The sequence below is a fragment of the Bradyrhizobium sp. Leaf396 genome, assembly GCF_001424605.1.
In the GTDB taxonomy this organism is placed as follows: domain Bacteria; phylum Pseudomonadota; class Alphaproteobacteria; order Rhizobiales; family Xanthobacteraceae; genus Bradyrhizobium; species Bradyrhizobium japonicum_C.
This window is the reverse complement of sequence record NZ_LMQJ01000045.1, coordinates 107,169-125,634: the sequence shown is the minus strand read 5'-3', so window position 1 is coordinate 125,634 and position 18,466 is coordinate 107,169. Positions and strand designations below refer to the sequence as shown.

At 63.8% G+C, this 18,466-nt stretch carries 17 protein-coding genes; 8 read left to right on the top strand and 9 right to left on the bottom strand.

All coding sequences use genetic code 11. From position 1 onward, the window contains the following. Window positions 1-87 precede the first annotated feature (87 nt). On the top strand, window positions 88-300 hold the full coding sequence (locus ASG57_RS38470) for a hypothetical protein (RefSeq protein ID WP_024339889.1): 213 nt from the start codon (window positions 88-90) through the stop codon (window positions 298-300). A gap of 3 nt (window positions 301-303) precedes the next feature. On the opposite strand, the gene ASG57_RS28060 is transcribed toward ASG57_RS38470, so the two are convergent. From ASG57_RS28060 to ASG57_RS28035, 6 genes are all read right to left on the bottom strand, one after another. Further along, window positions 304-879: a GNAT family N-acetyltransferase gene (locus ASG57_RS28060; protein WP_024339890.1), complete on the bottom strand. Its 576-nt coding sequence runs from the start codon at window positions 877-879 to the stop codon at window positions 304-306. A gap of 6 nt (window positions 880-885) precedes the next feature. Then, on the bottom strand, window positions 886-3,243 hold the full coding sequence (locus tag ASG57_RS28055; protein WP_024339891.1) for an Orn/Lys/Arg family decarboxylase: 2,358 nt from the start codon (window positions 3,241-3,243) through the stop codon (window positions 886-888). A 96-nt stretch (window positions 3,244-3,339) separates the two neighbouring features. Further along, window positions 3,340-5,541 (bottom strand): xanthine dehydrogenase family protein molybdopterin-binding subunit, encoded by a 2,202-nt coding sequence (locus ASG57_RS28050; RefSeq protein WP_024339892.1) that lies wholly within the window; start codon window positions 5,539-5,541, stop codon window positions 3,340-3,342. Between the two features lie 7 nt (window positions 5,542-5,548). Continuing rightward, on the bottom strand, window positions 5,549-6,565 hold the full coding sequence (locus ASG57_RS28045) for an FAD binding domain-containing protein (RefSeq protein WP_024339893.1): 1,017 nt from the start codon (window positions 6,563-6,565) through the stop codon (window positions 5,549-5,551). After that, entirely contained in the window at window positions 6,562-7,053 is a 492-nt protein-coding gene (locus ASG57_RS28040; protein WP_024339894.1) for a (2Fe-2S)-binding protein, read from the bottom strand. Before ASG57_RS28040 ends, ASG57_RS28045 begins: the two co-directional genes overlap by 4 nt. A 138-nt stretch (window positions 7,054-7,191) precedes the next feature. After that, window positions 7,192-7,671, bottom strand: coding sequence for an Lrp/AsnC family transcriptional regulator (locus ASG57_RS28035; RefSeq protein ID WP_024339895.1), 480 nt, complete (start codon window positions 7,669-7,671; stop codon window positions 7,192-7,194). Between the two features lie 143 nt (window positions 7,672-7,814). On the opposite strand from ASG57_RS28035, the gene ald reads away from it, so the two are divergent. Then, the gene (gene ald, locus ASG57_RS28030) at window positions 7,815-8,930 is read left to right on the top strand and encodes an alanine dehydrogenase (protein WP_024339896.1); all 1,116 of its coding nucleotides are present in this window, start codon (window positions 7,815-7,817) and stop codon (window positions 8,928-8,930) included. Between the two features lie 117 nt (window positions 8,931-9,047). On the opposite strand, the gene ASG57_RS28025 is transcribed toward ald, so the two are convergent. The 3 genes from ASG57_RS28025 to ASG57_RS28015 are packed head-to-tail and all read right to left on the bottom strand — an operon-like array spanning window position 9,048 to window position 13,119. After that, the gene (locus tag ASG57_RS28025) at window positions 9,048-10,985 is read right to left on the bottom strand and encodes a flavin-containing monooxygenase (RefSeq protein WP_024339897.1); all 1,938 of its coding nucleotides are present in this window, start codon (window positions 10,983-10,985) and stop codon (window positions 9,048-9,050) included. Then, on the bottom strand, window positions 10,982-11,629 hold the full coding sequence (locus ASG57_RS28020; protein ID WP_024339898.1) for a TetR/AcrR family transcriptional regulator: 648 nt from the start codon (window positions 11,627-11,629) through the stop codon (window positions 10,982-10,984). The genes ASG57_RS28025 and ASG57_RS28020 overlap by 4 nt, the downstream gene beginning before the upstream one ends. Next, window positions 11,626-13,119 carry an AMP-binding protein gene (locus ASG57_RS28015; RefSeq protein WP_057198538.1) on the bottom strand — a complete coding sequence of 498 codons (1,494 nt, stop codon included), beginning with the start codon at window positions 13,117-13,119 and terminating at the stop codon, window positions 11,626-11,628. Before ASG57_RS28015 ends, ASG57_RS28020 begins: the two co-directional genes overlap by 4 nt. Window positions 13,120-13,288: 169 nt before the next feature. On the opposite strand from ASG57_RS28015, the gene ASG57_RS28010 reads away from it, so the two are divergent. From ASG57_RS28010 to ASG57_RS27985, 6 genes are all read left to right on the top strand, one after another. After that, entirely contained in the window at window positions 13,289-14,548 is a 1,260-nt protein-coding gene (locus tag ASG57_RS28010; RefSeq protein WP_024339900.1) for an ABC transporter substrate-binding protein, read from the top strand. A gap of 86 nt (window positions 14,549-14,634) precedes the next feature. Further along, a complete protein-coding gene (locus ASG57_RS28005) occupies window positions 14,635-15,537 on the top strand; it encodes a branched-chain amino acid ABC transporter permease (protein ID WP_024339901.1) in 903 nt (300 codons plus the stop codon). Beyond that, window positions 15,534-16,553 carry a branched-chain amino acid ABC transporter permease gene (locus ASG57_RS28000; protein ID WP_024339902.1) on the top strand — a complete coding sequence of 340 codons (1,020 nt, stop codon included), beginning with the start codon at window positions 15,534-15,536 and terminating at the stop codon, window positions 16,551-16,553. The genes ASG57_RS28005 and ASG57_RS28000 overlap by 4 nt, the downstream gene beginning before the upstream one ends. 2 nt (window positions 16,554-16,555) lie before the next feature. Then, window positions 16,556-17,311 carry an ABC transporter ATP-binding protein gene (locus tag ASG57_RS27995; RefSeq protein ID WP_024339903.1) on the top strand — a complete coding sequence of 252 codons (756 nt, stop codon included), beginning with the start codon at window positions 16,556-16,558 and terminating at the stop codon, window positions 17,309-17,311. Next, the gene (locus tag ASG57_RS27990; RefSeq protein ID WP_024339904.1) at window positions 17,308-18,018 is read left to right on the top strand and encodes an ABC transporter ATP-binding protein; all 711 of its coding nucleotides are present in this window, start codon (window positions 17,308-17,310) and stop codon (window positions 18,016-18,018) included. Before ASG57_RS27995 ends, ASG57_RS27990 begins: the two co-directional genes overlap by 4 nt. A 164-nt stretch (window positions 18,019-18,182) precedes the next feature. Then, window positions 18,183-18,401, top strand: a complete 219-nt coding sequence (locus ASG57_RS27985; RefSeq protein WP_024339905.1) for a hypothetical protein — start codon at window positions 18,183-18,185, stop codon at window positions 18,399-18,401. Window positions 18,402-18,466 lie beyond the last annotated feature (65 nt).

Below are 18,466 nucleotides of genomic sequence, written 5' to 3'. Positions count from 1 at the left end.
GCGCTCCAGGCTTGATCCGCGTCAAAATCCCCTTTCCCAGTCCCACCTAAATGGGGCTAGAGTGCTGCCGGGGCAGCAGGAGGTCCCATGTCTCTCTATGTCGTCAGGTTCATGAAGGACGTGCTCGGCGAGTATGGCCGGCAGAGCGAGATCTGCCAGGGTACACTCGAGATCGAGGCCGCCGACGAGAACGAGGCCAGGGAACGGGCCAAGGCGAAGTTCTGCAAGGACCAGGCATTGCATCACTGGTCGCTGCATGCCGACCGCATTCATGTGAAACCGGCGGACTTTCCGTCCTGAGGCTCACCGGCCCGGCGTCGCACTTGGCGGAGGTGTCGTCGTGCCTGCGCCGAGCGATCGCTGCACCATCACCGTGTCCGACCAGCGGCCGTGGCGATAGGCGACGCCGCAGAGCAGGCCGGCGCGTGTGAAACCGAATTTTTGATGCAGTGCCAGCGAGGCGGCGTTGTCGGCGTCGATGTAACCGATCATTTGGCGAAAGCCGGCTGCCGCACAGCAATCGATCAATTCCTGGAGCAACAACCGTCCGACTCCGCGGCCGAGATGCGCGTGGTGGACGTAGATCGAATGCTTGGCCGTGTAGCGATAGGCCGGACGCTTGCGGAACAGCACGGCATAGGCATAGCCGACGATGTCGCCGCGATAGGTCGCGACCAGGTGCGGCAGGCGGGTCTGCTTCAGGTTCTTGCGCCGGTCGCGCAGATCGTCCGGCTCCGGCGCACCGGTTCCCTCGACATCGCGTGGGACGCCAGCGCGGACGTGATGGCGGTAGATCGCCAGCATGGCCTCGACATCGCTTTCCCGAGACGACCTGACCAGAACGGGTTCGTCACTCGCGCGCACAGCCGTTTCGTTCATCGGCACCTACTCGGCAACGACGTAAGTGTAGAGCCCGATGCGCCCTTTCGCATCGACCTCCTTGTAGACACCTTGGATTTCGACATCGAAGCCGGGGAACGTGTTGAAGCAGGTCTCGAACATCTTGAGATAATCGATCATGGGCTTGGCCCGCTCCGTCAGCCTCTCGCCGGGCACGATGGTGGCGATGCCGGGCGGGTAGACCACGAACGGCGTGGTGGCGATGCGGCCCGCGAGGGCCTCGATCGGCAGATAATCGACATCGTTGCGGAACAGATGGCGCGCGGCATCGCGGGGCGACATTGCGATCTCGGGCATGTGCTCGGGCATGAACTGCCGCGCCTGGAGCGCGCTGACATCGGCAGCGCGGAAGAAGCGGTGCATGTCGCCGCAGAGATCGCGCAAGCGAACGCCGCCGTAGCGCGCCTGCCGCCGCTGATGGAATTCCGGGATCGCCTCGGCCAGCAGCGCATTGTCGTCGTGCAGACGCTTGAACGCGACGAGGCCGGAGATCAGCGTGCCGGCCTTGCTCGCCTCGACGCCGGGCGTAAGCAGGAAGAGCAGGGAGTTGAGGTCGTTCTTCTCCGGGACGATACGATTCTCGCGCAAGTACTGCGCGACGACGGGGGCGGGGATGCCGTGCTCGGCATAAGCGCCGGATGCACGATCAAATCCGGGCGTGAGCAAGGTCAGCTTGTTCGGATCGGTCATGGCAAAGCCTTCCTCTAGATCGGGAAAGCCGTGCCAGTTGCTGACCGGAGAGAGCTGCCACCGCGCGGGATTGCTCGCGAGTTCGTCGGTGGAGAGCGTCTCCCAGGCGACGTTATGGGCGGCGCCGGGGCGGCTTACGTCGGGAATGGCGACACGATCGGGAACGAAGGGCTCGAAGAACCAGCGGCGATCCGGCTTCTGCTCGTTCTCCTCGAACTCCCGCCGCATCGCGCGGATTTTCTTGCGCAGCTCGATGCCCAGCCGGATCGTGTCGTCCCACAGCACTTCACCGGAGCGGCCCTTCATCATCTGTGCGCCGACGTCGAGCGAGGCGAACAAAGGATAGAAGGGAGACGTTGATGCATGCTGCATGAAGCTTTCGTTGAAGCGGCGGTGCTCCACCCGTCGCTTCTGGCCCCGAATATGCCGATCCTTGATGTGGATCTGGGAAGCCTGCGAAAAACTCGCGAGTTGCTTGTGGGTCGACTGGGTCGCGATGATGCCCGGCGCTTCCGGAGGGAGATTGGCAAGACCCATGGCGAAGCGGCCGGCATACAGCGGATGGAACTTCATGAAGCCGGCCCAGGCTTCGTCGAACAGGATGTAGTCGCAGAGATGGCCGATGCGCTTGATGATCATCTCGGCGCTGTGGATCGAGCCGTCATAGGTGCACTGCTCGACCACGGCCACGCGGAACGGCCGCTCCTTGCGCCAGGCATCGCGGTCATTCACGAGAGGATGGCTGCGGATCGCCTCGCGCAGGGCCTTCTCGTCCAGCATGTCCCAACGCATCGGCCCGATCAGGCCCCAGGCATTGCGGACGGCGGGGACGTAAACCGGGATGCCGCCATTGATCATGAGCGCGCCGTGATGGGCGGCCTTGTGGTTGTTGCGGTCGAACAGCACGAGATCGCCGTCGGTGACCAGGGCGCCGAGCGCCACCTTGTTTGAGGTCGAAGTGCCGTTGAGCACGAAATAGGTCTTCTCAGCGCCGAAGATTGCCGCCGCTTCCTTCTGCGCCTTCAGTGCCGGGCCCTCATGAGTGAGGAGGTCGCCAAGGTCGAGCACGGAATTGTCGAGGTCGTCGCGGAACACGGATTCGCCGAGATGCTCGACGAAGACGCGTCCGATCGGGCTGCGGTTATAGAACACGCCGCCGTTGTGGCCCGGACAGGTCCAGAGCTGGTTGCCTTCCTCGGCATAATCGACCAGCGCGCCGAAGAATGGCGTCTTCAGCGTCTCGGCATATTGCTTGAGGCGGCTGATCAGGTTCTTGGCGATGAAGGGCGGTGTCTCCTCGGAGAGGAAGACATAGCCGTCGATGAAATCGAGCACCTCGACCGGCAGATCCTCGAACCGCTTGCGGCGGATCAGCAGGATGATGGGGAAGTCGAGGCCCCGGCGGCGCATCAGATTGATCAGCGCCGAGGTCTTCCCTTCGAGCCCCTTCTTGCCCCAATCCACCACCATGCAACCGATCGCTGCATCGGTCTGCACCGCCATCTCGGCATCTTCCAGCTTGCGGGCACGGACCACTTCGAAGCCGGAGCGCTGGATTTCCTCGATGATCTGGTTGAAGCGGATGCCTTCGAGGTCGTCGCTGTCGAACACAGGTGCGGCGAACAGGAAATTGAAGCGCTTGAAATAGTCCATGTCGGGTCCCGAATATGGCGAAGACACAGCTCTCCGCACATTCGATGACAGCTGGATGACAGGCGGAGTGCCGCGGAGCTTCGAGCGTCTGCGGCTTCAGTCCAGCAGCTTGTCCAGCGTGATGGGGAAGCGCCGGATGCGCTTGCCGGTGGCATGATAGACGGCGTTCGCAATCGCTGCAGGCACGCCGACGATGCCGATTTCGCCGAGCCCCTTGATACCAAGCCTGTTGATCCGGTCGTCGGGCTCGTCTACGAAAATGACGTCGATGTCGCGGATGTCGGCATTCACGGGAATGTGGTACTCGGCAATGTTCGCGTTCATGATGCGGCCGAAGCGGTGATCCATCACCGTCTCTTCGTGCAGCGCCATCCCGATCCCCCAGACCACGCCGCCCATGATCTGGCTGCGGCCGGTCTTGGTGTTCAGGATGCGTCCGGCCGCAACCGCGCTCACGACACGCGTGACGCGGATCACGCCGAGCTCCTCATCGATCTTCACCTCGGCGAAAACCGCCGAATGCGTGTTGCGGGCGTGTGATTTGTCTTCCGCGAACTGGTTGAGCTTCTCCTTTTCGATCCGCTCGAGCTTGCTGTGGCGCATGGCATCCGGAATCGAGACGGCAGCCCCGCTCTTGCCGTTACCGGCGATCATGCCATCGACCAGGGTGACGGCGGCCGCGTCGAGGTCGGCGAGTGGCGAGCCCGGGATTGCCTTGGCGAGGTGTACGAGTTCCCGGCGAATTTCTTCCGCCGCTCCCAACACGGCGTGCGCGCTGGAGGCCGCCATCCAGGAGCCGCCCTCGACCGGCGCCTGCGGCAGGGTCGAATCAGCGAGCCGGACGCTGATGTTCTCGATCGGCAGCCCGAGGGCATCGGCCGCTACCTGCGCCACGATGGTGTAGGTGCCGGTGCCGATATCGGATGCCGCGCACGAGACCTCGGCATGGCCGTTGGCCGTCAGCACGATCCGGACGGCGACCGGCATCTGCAGCGCCTCCCACACCCCCGTCGCCATGCCCCAGCCCACGAGTTCCTTGCCCTCGCGCATGGAACGTGGCGCAGGGTTACGCCGCGCCCAGCCGAACGCTTCTCCGCCGCGGGCGTAGCATTGGCGCAACTGCTTGCTGGTGTAGGGCAGGCCCTCGCTCTGGTCGCGATCCGAGTAGCACTTCAGACGCAGCTCGATCGGGTCGAGTTTGAGCGCGACAGCCAATTCGTCCATCGCGCATTCGAGCGCGCAGACGCCCGAAGCCGCACCCGGCGCGCGCATGTCGCAAGGTGTCGAGACGTCGAGGTCGACCAGCTTGTGGGAAAAGTGGCTGTTGGAGCTTTTGTACAGCTGCTCGGCCCAGCCGGTGTCATTGCGGGAAAAGTCCTCGTAGCGTGAGGTTACGGCAATGGCTTCATGGCTGATCGCATCGAGCGTGCCGTCGGGCCTCGCCCCCAGTGCGACATGCTCGATGGTCATCGGCCGATATCCAAGCCCGTACATCTGCTGCCGTGTCAGCACGACGCGGACGGAGCGCTTGAGTGCGAGCGCGGCCAGCGTCGCCAACACCACCTGGTATTGCGGCCGCAGGCCGGAACCGAACGCGCCGCCGACATAGGGCGAAAGCACGCGGATCTCCTCGGGCTTCTTGTCGAACACAGCGCAGAGAAACTTTTGCACGTTCTGGACGCCTTGCGTCTTGTCGTAGACGGTGAGCTTGCCGCCGCCTTCCCAGACCGTCGTCGTCGCATAAAGCTCCATCGGGTTGTGATGCTCGGTCGGAACGAGGTAGTCCGCTTCGTGCCGCAGGGCTGCGGCCGCAAGCGCTGCTTTGGCGTCGCCGCGGGGCTTGTGCGGCTTGTCCATTTCGCTTGCCCTGCCGCGCTCGGCCTCGAGGTCGGTGGCAAACCCATCCTGCTCGTAGTCGATCCGCACGAGCGTGGCGGCGAACTTCGCGGTCTCCCATTCTTCGGCGACCACAAGAGCAATCGGCTGCCCGTTGAACTTGATCATGTCGTCATACAGCGGCCGGAACGGCAAGCCCTCCGGGGCCACCTCGTCCTTCCAGGCCTCATCCTTGTCGGCGAGGGGAGGACGATGGGCGTGCGTGAGCACCTCGAGCACTCCGGCCACCTTCAGCGCCTCGGTGGCATCCAGCCGCACGATCCGACCGCGCGGTATGGTAGCCTCCACCACAAACCCATGGACGAGGCCATCGGCGGAGAATTCTCCGGCATATTTCGCGGCGCCAGTGACTTTGGCGCGGCCGTCGATTCGCGACGTTGGTGTTCCGACATAGGCGTTCATCGGGTCCTCACGCGATCTTCTTGTGAGCTTGTGATTGTGGTGTGGCGCTTGCCGCCTGGATCAGCGCACGCACGACGGCTCTGCGCGCGAGCGCGATCTTGAAGCCGTTATGCGCGCGAGGAGTTGCTCCCTGCAGCAACAAGTCGGCGGCATGCCCAAAATGATCCGGCGTTGCCGCCTGACCGCGCAGGGCCGCCTCGGCCTCCATGCTTCGCCACGGCTTGTGAGCCACGCCGCCGAGCGCGAGGCGGGCCTCGCTGATCGCGTTGCCCTCCAGCTCGATTGCGGCCGCGACCGATACGAGAGCGAAGGCGTACGACAGCCGGTCGCGGATCTTAAGATAGCTGTAGTTCCTCGGAAAGCTGTGCGGCGGCAGCTCGATCGCGGTGATGATCTCGCTGCGGCCCAGTATCGTATCGAGATTTGGCTTGTCGTCGGGAAGCCGGTGGAAGTCCGTCAGCGCAACGCTACGCGCACCCATGGGCCCCGCAATGTGCACGAGCGCGCCGAGTGCGGCCAAGGCCACGCTCATGTCGGATGGGTTCGTCGCGATGCAGGACTTGCTGGTGCCGAGGATGGCATGGTTGCGGTTGAGGCCGTCGAGTGCCGAGCAGCCCGTGCCCGGACGTCGCTTGTTGCAAGGCGTCGCCGTGTCATAGAAATAGGGGCAGCGCGTTCGCTGCATCAGGTTGCCGCCGACCGAGGCCATGTTGCGCAGCTGCGCGGAGGCTCCGGCCAGGATGGCGCTGGCGAGCAGGGGATAGCGCTGGTTGATCAAAGGATGGTAGGCGAGGTCCGAATTCGGCACCAAGGCGCCGATGCGCAAGCCGCCGTCGGCCGTCTCCTCGATGTCGCGGAGCGGCAGACGGGAAATGTCGATCAGCCGGGAGGGCCGTTCGACATTCTCCTTCATGAGATCGATCAGGTTGGTGCCGCCGGCAATCAGCTTCGCGCCTGGATCGGCGGCGAGCAGGCGAATGGCATCTGCGACGTCGCCTGCGCGGGAATACTGGAAGTTGTTCATGACCGGCTCATTGCCTGCTCGATCGCGGCCACGATGTTGGGATAGGCGCCGCAGCGGCAGAGATTTCCGCTCATCAGCTCCCGGATCTCGTCGGCATCCCGCGCGCGGCCCTCGGCCAGCAGGCCTGCGGCGGAGCAGATCTGTCCGGGCGTACAATAGCCGCACTGGAAGGCATCATGGTCGATGAAGGCCTGTTGCAGGGGATGCAGCGCGCCATCCTTGACCAGGCCTTCGATTGTCGTGACCTCGGCCCCATCCTTCATGACGGCGAGGGTCAGGCAGGAATTGACCCGTCTTCCCTCGACCAGCACGGTACAGGCGCCGCATTGGCCGTGATCGCAGCCCTTCTTGGTGCCGGTCAGGTCCAGACGGTCACGCAGGGCATCCAGAAGCGTGGTCCACGGCATGACCTCGAGTGTGCGCCTTGCGCCATTGACAACGAGGTTGATCGGAATGCGTTCGGGGATCTGATCCGTGATGTCGGCCATGGCGTGTTCCCTGCGGAAAGGCCGAGCCGGGCAAATGTGGATGTGACGCGAGGATGCGTTGCCGCCGCTGGCCGATAGCGCCTAACGGATAGCGGCGTGCTTGGTTCCCGACTGATCCGTCCGGTCCGATGGTCGAGGTCAGCGCTTCGTCTCGCCGAACACCACGGTCGGCACCGCTCGGTTGACGATCTCGCGCAATGCGAAGCTCGATTGCACGCGCGCGACGCGCGGCAGGCGGGATAGCTCGGTGCGGTGGATGCGCTCGAAGTCCTGGATGTCGCGGGCCAGCACGATCAGGATGTAGTCGTCGGTACCGGACATCAGGAAGCACCGCACGACGGAGGGGCATTTCACCACCTCCGCCTCGAACGCCTTGAGTGCGTCATCGCTCTGGCTCTCCAGGGCTATTCGAACCAGAACCGTCGTGGTCAGGCCGAACTGGGCGAGGTCGAGCGCGGCCTGGTAGCCTTGGATGTAGCCGTCGTCCTCTAGCGTTTTCTGCCGCCGCGCCAGCGCCGTGCTCGACAGGCCGATCTTGTTCGCAAGCTCGGTATGGCTGGCCCGCGCATTCGTAGTCAGTTCCGCCAGGATGGCGAGGTCTTTCCGGTCGAGGGCCAAGGTTTGGTTTCCAGCGCGAATAGGTATTTCGGCGCCGGAAACCGGCGCGGGCCCGCTCAGACTAGCGGATATTTGCACGAAACCAAACCAGGCCTCTCGCTACGATGAAGAGCGGAATCAAGGCGTTGGCAAGGGAGATCAAGATGCGCGTCGGTGTGCCCAAGGAGATCAAGGTGCAGGAATATCGCGTCGGGCTCACCCCGGGCGCGGTCCGCGAATATGTTGCCGCCGGGCACCAGGTCACGGTCGAGACAGGCGCCGGCAATGGCATTGGCGCGCCCGACGAGGTGTATCGGCGGGCAGGGGCGTCCATCGCCGAGACGGCGCGCGAGATCTTTGCCAAGTCCGAGATGATCGTGAAGGTCAAGGAGCCGCAAAGGAGCGAATGGGTCCAGCTTCGTGAAAGCCAGATCCTCTTCACCTACCTTCATCTTGCGCCGGATCCTGAGCAGGCCAAGGGCCTGGTTGATTCCGGCTGCACCGCGATCGCCTATGAAACGGTCACGGACGCGAGCGGTCACCTCCCGCTGCTTGCGCCGATGAGCGAAGTCGCCGGCCGCCTCGCCATCGAGGCCGCCGGCGCCGCGCTCAGGCGGTCGGCCGGTGGCCGCGGACTGCTGTTGGGCGGGGTGCCCGGCGTGCAGCCGGCAAGAATCGTCGTTCTCGGCGGCGGCGTCGTGGGCACGCAGGCCGCGCGCATGGCCGCCGGCCTCGGTGCCGAGGTCACCGTGATCGACCGCTCGATCCCGCGCCTGCGCGAACTCGACGATCTGTTTGCCGGACGCATGCGCACGCGTTTCTCGACCATCGAGTCGGTCGAGGACGAAGTGTTTGCCGCCGACGTCGTGATCGGCGCGGTGCTGGTGCCGGGCGCGAGTGCGCCGAAGCTGGTCACGCGCGCGATGCTGAAATCGATGCGACCCGGGGCGGTGCTGGTGGACGTCGCGATCGACCAGGGCGGCTGCTTTGAGACCTCGCATCCGACCACGCATGCGGATCCAACTTACGAGGTCGACGGCGTCGTGCATTATTGCGTTGCCAACATGCCGGGCGCGGTGCCGGTGACATCGAGCCAGGCCCTCAACAATGCGACCTTGCCCTTCGGCCTGATGCTCGCGAACAAGGGGTTTGCGGCGGTGCTGGAAAACCCGCATCTGCGGAACGGGCTGAACGTGCATCGCGGCCGGATCACGAACAAGGCAGTCGCGGAGAGCCTCGGGCTGGAATTTGCTCCCGTGGAGAGCGGGCTCGCGGCCTGACCAGCCGTCCGGTCCGTCATTGCGAGCGCAGCGAAGCAACAGAGTGTCACCGCGCAAAGATTCCGGAGTGCATCGCTCCGCTCGCGATGACGATGCGGCGCAAGGATTGCTCTGAACCTAAAGCCGATCCGCGCCGGCACTGGAGTCACGCTTCGTCAGCCTGTACTGCCCCAGGTCCGGATCGTGAGTCATGCGCCAGTAATCCACGAACCTCCACGGCATCGCCGAGAACACGCGGCCGCTGCTGTTGCGATAATAGGTGCTCATGCCCGGATGGGTCCAAATCATCGCCTCGTGCTCGGCGTCGACCTTTTGGACATAATCGTCCAGCACGTCCTGGCGGACATCGATCGCCGCGATGTCTCGCTCGATCATGTCGACCAGACACGCGGAGATGTAGCGGCTCTGGCATTCGGACTGGAAGATGACGCTGCCGCCATGCGCTGGCCCGGAGTTGGGACCGAGCATGCAGAAGAAGTTCGGAAAGCCTGGTACGGTCAGCCCAAGGAATGCGGTCGGATTGTCGTTGGCCCAGGCCTCACGCAAATCCTTGCCGTGACGGCCGGTGACGTTGAGGCGCGCCGCCATCTCCGTCACCTTGAAGCCGGTCGCGACGACAATGATGTCGGCCCCACGCTGCTTGCCGTCGGCGGTGACGATGCCATTCTCATCGAAATGGTCGATCGCATCGGTGACGAGCTCGACATTGTCTCGCCTCAAGGTCTTGAACCAGTTGTTGTCGAGCAGGATGCGCTTGCCGTAGGGCGGATAGGTCGGCACGCATTTCTCGATCAGATCCGGCCGGCCCTGCAATTCGGAGTGGATGAAGTCGGTCAGCTCCTGACGGTGCCGGTCATTGCCTTTGTTGACGGCGCGCTCGGGATGGGGCCAGGCCGGGTCCTTGCGCAGGAAAGGAAGGAGGCCGTCGCCGTAGCGCCAGAACATGTTGAAGCGGTACCACTGCGCGTAGAATGGCAGATGCGCCAGCAGCCAACGTGCGCCCTCGCTGATCGGATCGGCATAGCCCTTGACCGGGCGAGCCCATTGCGCACTGCGCTGATAGACCGTGACCGACGCGGCGCGGCCGGCAATCGAGGGCACGAGCTGCATCGAGGTGGCGCCGGTGCCGATCACGGCGATATGCTTGCCGTCGAGTCTGATGTCGTCGGTCCACAGCGCCGAATGCAGGATCGTGCCCCTGAAGCTCTCCTCGCCCTTGAAGTGCGCGCGGGAGGGATCGTTGAGCTGGCCGATGGCCGAGACCAGCGCGGTGGATTCGAAGGCTTCCTCGCCATCCTTCGTACTGAGCGTCGAGATCCAGCGCCGCTTGCCTTCGTCCCAGCGCGACGAGGTCAGCTCGGTGTTGACGCGCAGATGATTGCGAATGCCGTATTCGTCCGCGACCTTCAGCAGATAGCCGAGCAGCTCCTCGCGTTGGCAGAAGTAGCGCGTCCATGCGTTGCGCGAGCCGAATGAATAGGAATAGGAGTGGTTCGGCGTGTCGACGCCGCATCCGGGATAGCGGTTGATCCACCAGGTGCCGCCGAGCTCTTCGTTCTTCTCCACGATGGTGTAGGGGATGCCGAGATGGCCGAGCGCCACGCCCAGCGCAATCGCGCAGACGCCCGCACCGACGATCAGCACATGTTGGTCGGCGAGCTTGTGGTCGGAAGGGCGTGTCGTCCAGCGCGCCTCGCGCGGCACGAAGCCCATCTCCTCGCGCATCAGCGGCGCATATTCCGGCGCGACGTTCTCGCCGAGACAGGCTCGCATCATCCTCAGCAATAGCTCTTCGCCGGGATCGTTGATGACAGGATTCGGCGTTCCGTCTGCGAAGAGCTTGACCACGGCGGCGCGGATTTCGTCCTGGATCTCGCGGGGAACGCCGGCCTCCGGATCAGGAATGAGGCGGATGTCACGCTTGGGCAGATAGAGCGGTGCGAGCCATTTCTCGTCGCCCGTCATGTGCACGAGCACCATCAGCAGGCAGCGGATATCGCCCTCGGCTATTGCGGAGGCAAGATCAAGCGGCTTGTGTTGTGATACGATGTTCATGGCGTGTCCTGATCTTCCAACGCAGTGAAGAGGCCGCGCGTCATCAGCTTGCGATAGGCGGAGATGACGTGGTCCGGTACGGCAGTGACGCCGTTTTCGGAATAGGAATAGCGGCGACTGAGATAGCCGCGCGAGCCCATCAGCATGTGAACGATCGCCTCGAATTCCTCGTCGCTGTAGTCCTCGATCGCGCCGGCAAGCCGGGCGCGGCGCAGGATGCGGACATAGGCCGTCGCGATGTTGTCGAGATGCTTCTGGTAGCCGATCGGTGCGAAGAACTCGGCCTCGTTGAGGATGCGCAGGAATTCCGGCACCTCGCGGATGAAGTCGAAGAAGGCGCAGAACCGCGCGATCTCCTGCCGTGCCGCATCCGCCGTGCCGGTGCGGGCGCGGATGAACTCGACCATGTCGAGGCCGATCTTGGGCAGGAGCTGGTCGAGCAATTCCTGGCGGTTCTCGAAATGATTGTAGAAGGTACCTTGCGCGACGCCAGCTTCCTCGGTGATGCGCGCCACCGAAGCTTCCGCATAGCCATGCTTGCCCACGACCTTCGTGGCCGCCTCAAAAATCCTCTGCTTGGTCCAGGCGTTGCGCTCGACGCGCTTGAGCTTTGTTACCTTGGCGGTGGCGGAGCTTTGCGTCATTCCGCAGCCTCCAATTCAGCGCGCAGCACGCGCTTGAGGATCTTCCCGGATGGATTGCGTGGCAGGCTGTCGCGGATGACGATCTGCTTCGGCACCTTGAAGCTCGCAAGCCGTGCGCGGCAGTGCTCGGTAAATGCAGCGAGCTCGAGGCTCGCGCCGTCCGCCAGCACGACGACCGCGACCGGCCGCTCGCCCCAGCGCGCATCGCGCAGGCCGATGACGGCGACTTCGCGCACCTCGGGCAATTCGTGGATGACTCGCTCGACTTCGGACGAGGCAATGTTCTCGCCGCCGGAGATGATCATGTCCTTCTTGCGGTCGGTCAGGTACAGAAAGCCCTCTTCGTCAAGGTAACCGACGTCGCCGCTGCGAAACCAGTCGCCGAAGAAGGCCGACGCCGTCTTCTCGGGGGCCTTCCAGTAGCCGCGCGTGATCTTCGGCCCGCGCAGGCAGATTTCGCCGTTGACGTTCGGCGGCAACACCTTGCCGTTCTCGTCGCGGATCTCGATCTCGACATGGGCGATGGCGCGCCCGGTCGAGCCGATCTTGTCGATCTCGCGGCCGGCCTCCATGAAGGTGTCGCCGCCCACGGTTTCGGTGAGGCCATAGGCATCGATGTAGCGAGCGTTGCGGAAATATTCGGAGAAGGCGCGGATGCGCACCTCCGGCGTCTTTTCTCCGCCGCCGATTGCCCATCTCAGGCTGGAGACGTCGTAGCCGTGACGGGTCGGGCAGGTGAGCATCGCCGTGGTCATGACCGGTGCGAACCAGGCAGCGTCGAGCTTGTCCTCCGCGATCGCCGCAAGCGCCGCCTCGGGCTCGAAATTGCGCTCGATGCGGATGAATCCGCCATGCCAGAGCACGGCGATGCCGGGCAGATCGAGTGCGCCCACATGATAGAGCGGACCGACGACCAGAAGCCGCGTCTCGGAGCTAAGCCCGAGCGCAATCGTCTGGTCGGCGGACTTCCAGTAGAAATTGTCGTAGGAGAGCATCACGCCCTTTGGTCGATCGGTCGTACCCGAGGTGTACATCAACCGCATCAGGTCGGATGACTGGCGCACATGCATCGGGGCGGGCGCAGCGCTGCTCGCAAGACCCGTGACGCTGAGCTGGGCGGCTTCATCGAGCACGACAGTGCGCGCGCCCCCGGCGCTCGCCGTTAGCTCCTCGTCGACGATCAGCAGGCGCGCGCCGGCATTGCCTGCGATGTAGCCAACCTCGTCGCGCGAGAGGCGGAAGTTGATCGGCAAGAAAACCGCGCCCAAATGACTGGTCGCGAACAGGAGCTCGAGGAACGCCGCGCTGTTCTTCATCAGAACGGCTACGACATCGCCTGCGCCGACGCCTTCCGCTGCGAGCCACCCCGCCACTTTCCGAATGCGCGCATCGAACACCGCGTAGGAAATCTGATCGCCGCGATATTTCAGCGCAGGCCGGTCTGGCGTGCGCCGGGCATGAAAGGCGATGAAGCTCGACAGGTTGATCATGCGCAGTTTTCGAGCCGTCCAGCGGCCTGATTTGCTCTCGATGAATTCTGACTCGTAATTCATCTTTGGCTTGACGTCACCCCCCTACCTCTGAAATCCTTGAACACACGGAGACGAGACGATCTCCGACAGGGATCAGGAAACGCCGACCCGAAAGAGGGAGGGGAAAATGACGAAAACCCGCAGGCCGGGCATCAGCCGCCGTTCAACACTGGCGCTGATGGGCGCCGGTGCGATGAGTGTTGCCGCGCCCTGGGTGGCGCGAGCGCAAGCCAAGACCATCAAGATCGGAATGCCGACGATTTTGTCGGGACGCGTGGCGCAGCTCGGCACGTCCTCGCGCAATGCGGTGATGCTCGAGGTCGAGAAGGTCAACGGGGCCGGCGGTCTTGCTGGCCGGCAGATCGAGATGGTGATCCGCGACTCCAAGGGCCAACCGCAGGAAGCCGCGCGGGTCGCGCGCGAACTCGTCAACACCGATGGCTGCGAATTGCTGCTCGATGGCGAAGCGTCGTCCGGATCGTTCGCCGTGCATGAGGTGGCGCGCGATCTCGGCGTGCTCTGCATCCACACCTGCTCGGAAGCTTCCTCGCTGACGGCCGACCCGAAGCAGCGCATCCCGAATGCGTTCCGCTGCGTGCGTCAAGGTATCCACGATTCCATCGTCGGCGGCAGCTACGCCGCTTCGATCGCCAAGGCGAAGGGCTTGAAGAAATGGGCGACCTGCTCGCCCGACTACGCTTATGGCCGCGACACTACCGGCGAGTTCACGCTCTACCTCAAGCGCTTCGCGCCCGACATCGAGATCATCAGCGAGTCGTGGCCGAAGCTGTTCCAGGCCGACTACACCGAAGTGGTGACGAAGATCCTGCAGGCCAAGCCGCAGGCGCTGTATTCCTGCCTGTGGGGCGGCGATCTCACTTCCTATATCGACCAGGCGAACATCTACGCGATGTTCAGCCAGATGGAGGTGTTCGCCGTCAACATGGCCGACTACACCGCGCTCACCGTGGTGAAGAACCTGCCGAAGGGCATCCACTCCGGCAACCGCTACATCAAGACGTTTCCGACCACGCCGGAGAACGCGGCGTGGGGCGATGCCTACAAGGCCAAGTACAACGAATACCCGACCAATTGGTCGTGGCAGAACGCGACCGCGGTGATGTTCCTGGCCGAAGCCGCCAAGAAGGCGAACTCCGCCGACGGCAAGAAGATCGCCGAGGTGTTGAAGGGCCTCACCATCAAGTGTCCGTTCGGCGCCGACGGCACCGTCACGATGCGTGGCGACGATCACACCCTGGTCGGCTACGCCATCGGCTGGGGCACCACGATCCCGCAGGAGCCCTATGTGCCCGAGGTGAAGGCCGGAGACTGGAAGACCATCTTCGAGCTCGAAGCCGAGTGGAAGAAGAGCAAGGGCTATACCTGATCTGATGTACGGCGGAGACGGGCGACCGTCTCCGCCTTCGCTTGTTTTCCGCGTCGTATCCGGCGCGCTGCAATGAAAGTACTCCCGTGGATCTTGACGCGCTTGCCGGCTGCCTCTCCAGTTCTGCTTGCCTGGTGACGCAGACCACCAGCGGCCTCATCATCGGCATGCTCCTTTTCCTGGTCGCTGTCGGGCTGACCCTGATCTTCGGGGTGCTCAAGGTGGTCAATTTCAGCCACGGCGCCTTCTATATGTTCGGCGCCTATTTCGCCATGACGACCTATCAGCTCACGGAGAGCTTCGCGCTGGCGATGCTCGCGGGCGCCGCTGGCACCGCCATTCTTGGCCTGGTCTTCGAGCGCGTCTTCATGAGCCGCGTCTACGGCGCTGACGTACTGATGCAGCTCCTCGTCTGCTATGCCTTCGTGCTGATCTTCGACGATGTCGTGCGCATCATCTGGGGACCCGAGTTCAAGGCCATGGGCATGCCGGCGGCATTCCAGGTGATGCCGCTGTTCATCGCCGGCGGCGTCGTGCCGCCGTATTACTTGCTGCTGATCGGGGTTGCGCTTGTCGCGGCGATCGTGCTCGGCCTTGGGCTGTCGCGCAGCCGCATCGGCAAGGTGATCCGTGCCGCCGCGCACAATCCAGGCATGGTCTCCGCGCTCGGCATCAACACCGGTTTGATCTATGGCGGCGTCTTCGCGCTCGGCGGCATGCTGGCGGGGCTTGCCGGCGCGCTGGCTGCGCCGGTGCGGTCGCTCACCCCGGGGATGGGATTCTCCGTGCTGATCGAATCCTTCATCGTCACTGTCATCGGAGGCATGGGCTCGATCCTGGGCGCGCTGATCGGCGCGTTGCTGCTCGGCCTCATCAGGTCGTTTGGCTCGCAAGGCTTTCCCCTGTTCGTGGAAGGGCTGATGTATTTGTTCATGGTGATCGTGCTGGTCTCCAAGCCCACCGGCCTGTTCGGCAAGGAGGCGGCATGACCGAACTCGAGGCCGGACGCGCGCAGACGCTGGTGCCGGCGCGCAGCGGCGCGGCGCTTCAGCGCTACCGCGACGTGTTGATTGCGCTGATTGCCTTCGCGGTGCTTGCGAGCTTGCCGCTGTTCACGGGCAGCAAGGCGCTGCTCGATTTCGTCATCCGCTGCTCGGCCTATGGCCTGTTCGCGACCTCGCTCAATCTGCTGGTCGGCTACACCGGCCTGACCTCTTTTGGTCATGGCATGTTCTTCGGCCTCGGCGCCTATAGCTTCGGCCTGATCATGCAGAAGCTGGGCGTTCCAATTCCGGTGGCTTTCGTCGCGACATTGGCCATCACGGCGGTCGTTGCGGCGATCATCGGCGCGATCTGCGTGCGGCTGAAGGAGATCTATTTTGCCTTCGTCACGCTCGCGTTCCAGATGCTGATTCATTCCACGATCCTGTCCTGGGCCTCGTTCACCGGCGGCGACCAGGGTCTGCGCGGCGGCATTCCGCGGCCGGTCTTTCTCGGCATCGATCTGTCCGATCACGTCCATCTCTATGTCACGAGCTGCGCGCTGCTCATCCTTGGCCTGCTCGCGATGCACCAGATCGCGCAGTCGCCGTTCGGCTATACGCTGCGCATGATCCGCGACAACGCAGCGCGCGCGAGCTTCCTCGGCATTGACGTCTGGCGCGCCAAGCTCACCGTGTTCGTGCTGGCAGCGCTGTTTGCCTCGATGGGCGGAATGGTGATGGCGTTGTTCGTCTCGGGCGCTTACCCGGAATTCGCCTATTGGACGATCTCGGGGGAGGGCATCTTCATCAACATGCTCGGCGGCGTCTCGACTTTCCTGGGGCCGATGGTCGGCACCGTGCTGCTGCTGCTGCTCAATGACACCGTGACGCGCTTCACCGAATATCACGGCATCGTGCTTGGCGTGGTCATCCTGTTCTTCGCGCTGGGCCTGCGCAAGGGCCTGCTCGATTTCGTCGCCGATTGGCTTGCGCAGCGGCGTGATGCAGGCGAGGGGCGTTAGCCATGCTCGAGATCCGCGACCTCGCAAAGTCCTTCGGCGGCGTGAAGGCGACCAACGATGTCTCGCTCGCCTTCCCGGACGGCTCGCTCACTGCCGTGATCGGCCCCAATGGCGCCGGCAAGAGCACGTTCTTCAACCTGATCACCGGGGCCTTGAAGCCGGATTCCGGGCAGGTCCTGCTGGACGGCGTCGACCTTGCCGGCCGCTCGCCGCCGGAGATCGTACGCTACGGCATCGGGCGCGCCTTTCAGGTCGCGAGCATCTTCAAATCGCTGACGGTGCAGGAGACGATGCTCGCTGCCGTCAGCGCCGACCAGCGCACGTCCGCGGTGCTGCACAAGCGCTTTCCGCTGCCGGAGACGCGCGACCGCGCAGAGCATGTGATGGAACTCTTGGGCCTCGCCGGCAAACGACATCGCACCGCCGCAACGCTGTCCCATGGCGATCAGAAACTGCTCGATATCGCGCTGGCTTTGGTGCTCGATCCAAAGGTGCTGTTGCTCGACGAACCCACCGCCGGCATGGGGCCGGAAGAGCGCTGGCGCATGATCGACAAGGTGCGCGAGCTCTGGGAGACCCAGAAGATCACCGTCGTCTTCATCGAGCACGACATGGACATCGTATTCAAGATCGCCCCGAAGATCGTCGTGCTCTGCTATGGCCGTATTCTCGCGACCGGTACGCCCGATGAGATCCGCAAGAACAGCGCCGTGATCGATGCCTATCTCGGCACCGAACATGCGGGAGCTGCTGCATGAGCGCCGTCATCGAAGTCGCCGATCTCGACGTCTATTACGGCACCAGCCAGATCCTGTTCGGCGTCGGTCTCTCGGTGCGGCAGGGCGAGACCATGGCGCTGCTCGGCCGCAACGGCGCCGGCAAGTCGACGACGATGAAGGCGATCATGGGACTTGCGCCGCCGCGGCGGGGCAGGGTCAGCCTGCGCGGGACGGTGATTTCCGGCCAGAAGCCGCATCGTATCGCGCGTGCCGGCCTCGGCTTCGTGCCGGAGGATCGCCAGGTGTTTCCGGAGCACACGGTCGAGGACAATCTCGTCATCGGCAGGAAGAAGGGGCCGGAAGGTCAGGACGAATGGCCGATCAAGCGGATCTACGAGGTCTTTCCGCTCCTCGAACCGCTGCGCCATCGCATCGCCGGGCGCCTTTCCGGCGGCGAGCAGCAGATGCTGGCTATCGCACGTACTCTGATGGGCAATCCCGCGCTGCTGCTGCTGGACGAGCCAAGTGAGGGCCTCGCGCCGATCATCGTGCAGCGGATCGGCGAATTGTTGCGGCAGCTTCGCCAACTCGGTTCGACCGTGCTGATTGCCGAGCAGAACATGCATTTCTGCCTGGGGCTGGCGAGCCATGCGACGATCATCGACAAGGGCCAGATCGTCTATGCAGCCGGGATCGACGAACTGAAGGCCAACGAGGCCATCCGGCGGCGTTATCTGGCCCTGTAGCCGGCACGGGCGGCCTCCGAGCAGGCCCGAAGAAGAAAATTGTCGTCTCAGGTCTCCGCGACGGAAGGAGTTTTCCTGCCGCGGGGCAAAAAAGCCAATCGCTTCCATTGCTGTTTGGAGCCGAAACGACGACATTTCTGCCAGAAATTGGTGGATCGGCAGCCATGGAACGCACTGGATTTGAGCCCTTCGGCGAGCAATTGGTGTCCGCAACGGACAGCCAGCCGAAGTTGAGTGCCTCGAAGCTCCTGCTGCGAACTGGCACGACGCTGTTCTGGTCGCTGGTCGCCGGCATCGTGCTCGCGCGTGCGGCCTTCTTCGAGCCGGGCGTCTATGACGGCTTCAGCCGGGTTGCCTCGCTCGCCAAGAGCCTGATCTTCTGAGGCGCGCCCCAGCTGTTTATTCCAGGTTCGAGGACAGAACTTCGCTCGGCCCTGATATGTCGAAA